General features: G+C 74.3%; 3 protein-coding genes and 3 pseudogenes. 3 read left to right on the top strand and 3 right to left on the bottom strand.

Translation table 11 applies throughout. The annotated features are described in order from the left end of the window. A pseudogene (locus NCC78_RS30365) lies at positions 1-220 on the bottom strand (hypothetical protein); the annotation flags it as partial. 28 nt (positions 221-248) lie between these two features. Then, positions 249-779 (bottom strand): HIT family protein, encoded by a 531-nt coding sequence (locus tag NCC78_RS30360; RefSeq protein WP_250798830.1) that lies wholly within the window; start codon positions 777-779, stop codon positions 249-251. A gap of 253 nt (positions 780-1032) precedes the next feature. Between NCC78_RS30360 and NCC78_RS30355 the strand changes: the two genes are divergently transcribed. Continuing rightward, a complete protein-coding gene (locus NCC78_RS30355) occupies positions 1033-1623 on the top strand; it encodes a hypothetical protein (RefSeq protein WP_250798829.1) in 591 nt (196 codons plus the stop codon). Between the two features lie 370 nt (positions 1624-1993). Here NCC78_RS30355 and NCC78_RS30350 read toward each other — a convergent pair whose 3' ends face one another. Beyond that, positions 1994-2383 carry a hypothetical protein gene (locus NCC78_RS30350; RefSeq protein WP_250798827.1) on the bottom strand — a complete coding sequence of 130 codons (390 nt, stop codon included), beginning with the start codon at positions 2381-2383 and terminating at the stop codon, positions 1994-1996. On the opposite strand from NCC78_RS30350, the pseudogene NCC78_RS30345 reads away from it, so the two are divergent. Next, a pseudogene (locus NCC78_RS30345) lies at positions 2382-2666 on the top strand (magnesium chelatase subunit ChlI family protein); the annotation flags it as partial. The gene NCC78_RS30350 and the pseudogene NCC78_RS30345 sit on opposite strands and share 2 nt — an antisense overlap. Beyond that, positions 2663-2845 (top strand): annotated as a pseudogene (locus NCC78_RS30340) (DNA processing protein DprA); the annotation flags it as partial. The pseudogenes NCC78_RS30345 and NCC78_RS30340, both read left to right, overlap by 4 nt.

Raw genomic sequence — 2845 nt, 5'->3', positions numbered from 1 at the left:
GCCGCCGGAGTCGCCGTAGTGGGCGTCCTCCGCGCTCCGGCGCTGCTCGGGGGCAGCCCGGTCGTCGTCGCGGTACCGGGTCTCGGCCGTGCCGCGCCATTCCGGCTCACCGTAGCCGCGGTCGCGCTCACCGGGGTACCAACGCGACTCCTGATCTTCGGGAAAGCTCCGTCGTCCGTCCACGTCCGGCACCGTATGCGACCGGCTCCATCCGCGCCATTCAGCCCTCCGGGTGACCGCCTGCCCGATCAGTCACCCTGCGGATCCGGGTCATCGCGGACACACGCAGTGTGACGGTCAGGGGCGGGGCCGGCGAGCCGGTCCAGCTCCGCGGTCAGCTGCGCGCGCAGCTCGTCGTGCCGGCTCCCCAAGGCGTACGCCGGGTCGCGCCACACCTCGTCCGGGTAGAGATGGACCGGCCCGTGCCGCAGCTCGGCCGGCTCCCAGTCGTAGCGGGGACGGACGTGTACGTGCAGGAAGGCGTCCAAATTGCCGAGGATCTCGTAGTTGATCCGCCGGAAGGCGGGGTCCCGCCGGGCGCAGACCCGGGTGACCGCCGCGCCGAGCAGGTCCATGTCGGCCAGGAACGCCAGTCGCCGATCCCGGGGCAGATCGGTCAGCCGGTCGGCCGACGGGTCGTCGGTGATCAGGACGCAGTAGCCCGGCAGGTGCTGCGCGTCGCCGATCACCGCGAACCCGGCGGAGAGCCGGCGCAGCACCGTCGGGTTCGCGCCGGAGAGGGCCGCCCGGACCCGGTCGCTCCGCCAGTCGACATTCATCCCGGGCACGCTAGCGGACCCGCCCGGATCCCCGGTGCCGACGAGCGGGCGTCGATGAGTCACGGTCGGCGACACCGGGGGGTTCGGGTGGGCTGGCCGCCCCGATGCGGCGGGTGCGCCATCCGCCGGCCCCGCCCGCGAGCCCGTCCCGGCCGTCCCTGACGGGGCGGCGCGGCGGCGGGTCCGCATAGCACAGCGAGGGCATGATCGTCCGCAGATGCAGATGATGTAGGCGAATGGAGATGTATCAACAGTGACAGCTGACAGTATGGGGCATGTCCGGGACGCCGGTCGTATAGCGGTGCTCCTGGCAGGCCCCGTGCTGGCCGCCCTGCTCAACCGGGGGGAGCCAGCACAGGAGCGGACCAGCCCGGCGGAACTGGTCCGGGAGTCCGGGGTGCCGCCGGCGTCCGACGCGGGCGCCACCAGCGCCAGTGCGCTGCGGATGATGGCCTGGCTCATCCTGACCGGGGCGTTCCTCGGCTGCTTCGTGGTCGCGTCCTTCTCCCGAGGGCTGGCCGCCGGACTCGACCCGATCCTGGTCAAGATCATGATCATTACGGCCTACGCGGGCCTCTTCAGCGTGGCCAGCGTGCTGGTCAGCGGAACCCGGCTCAGCCTCATCGGGCTGGTTGGCTATCGCGGCTTCCCGGCGCCAGGCGGCAAGCTCGGCCGGGGCAGCTGGGCGGACCAGGAACGTCGCCGCCGAAAGATCCTCGCCCGACAGGGTGGCCCGAGCCGGTTCGTCCGGTGGCTGGTCACCCCGTCCCTGCTGGATGCGCTCCCGGCGCTGCTCTTCGCGCTGCCGTTCGGCTCGTTCCTGGCGGCGGACATCCTCGGCTGATCCGGCAGACGACGGGCTCTCCCCGGCCTTTCGCCGCCGGGGAGAGCCACGGATGGTGCAGAGGTGGACCCGGCGGCTCCAGATGGCCCGCAGATTGACGGGCACTGGGCCGGCGGGATGATCAGCCGCGGGTCGGGCGGCTGGGTGGGATGGATCAGACGCGGGCCTCGGCCGGATAGGCGGCGGTGACGGCGGCGACGGCGGGCACGCCCAGGCGCACGAGCTGCCGCTGATAGCCCGCCCAGCGGCCCTCGCCACGGCGGCGGTACGGATAGCCCTCGCGCCCGTCGAGCGGCCGACCGGCGACGATAGGCGACGCGGGCGACGGTGTGTCGTCGGCGCAGGCGACGCAGGGCGCGCTCGAGGTCCGTCATGCCGCCACCGCCACGAGAGCGGGCGTCGCGACAGTCGGGCGGGGCCAGTGACGCTGACACGTACGGACCGACACGCCGAGGGCGGCGGCGACACGGGCAGGCGTCGCGCCCGGCTTGGCGGCGGCGTCGCGGATCGCGTCGGCGTGCGACTGTCGCGCCGGGCGAGTGTCGCGACGCGGGCGACGGCGAGGCGACGTCACCTCGGCGGCGGGCGACACGTCGACGTCGACGACCTGGGCGACGGGTACGGGCGTCACCTCGGCGACCTGCTCGGCGACCTGCTCGGCGGCGACGTCGGCGGCGGGCGTCACCTCGGCGACGTCGGCGACGGGCTTACCGACCCGCGACAGCACCTCGACCGCCAGCAGCAGCGCCACGGCGGGCACGGCGGCGACGACACGAGCGCCGAGGGTCGGCTCAGCGCTCGCGACGTTGGCGGCGAGCGACGCCGAGATACCCGGCCCGTGCCTGCGCCGCCCGCCGTGGCGGCTGCCCGGGCCGGACACCGCGGAGCTGCGGGCACGGCTGGACTCCGGCTCGATCTCCGCCCGGGGTTTCGACCGGGTCCTCCGCCTCGCCTGGACGATCGCGGACCTCGACGGGCGGAACCGGCCCGACCGGGACGACGTGCGGGAAGCCATCCAACTCAGGACGGGAGAGGCATCGTGAGCACCGCGGAGGAGCGGACGCTGGCCCGCGTCGCGCTGACCTGGCTCACCGAACCGGGCACCCGGTCGGTGCACCGACTGGTCGACCGACTCGGCCCGGTGGCCGCGCTCGACCTGCTGCTCGACGGCGGCGCACCCGACGAGAAGCTGCGGGCGGCGGTGGCCGCGCGTTCCGCCGGC

It is taken from the genome of Micromonospora phytophila, assembly GCF_023656545.1.
GTDB classification, from domain to species: Bacteria; Actinomycetota; Actinomycetes; order Mycobacteriales; family Micromonosporaceae; genus Micromonospora; species Micromonospora phytophila.
Note: the sequence above shows the minus strand (reverse complement) of the source record. Positions and strands in the feature narration are given on the sequence as shown.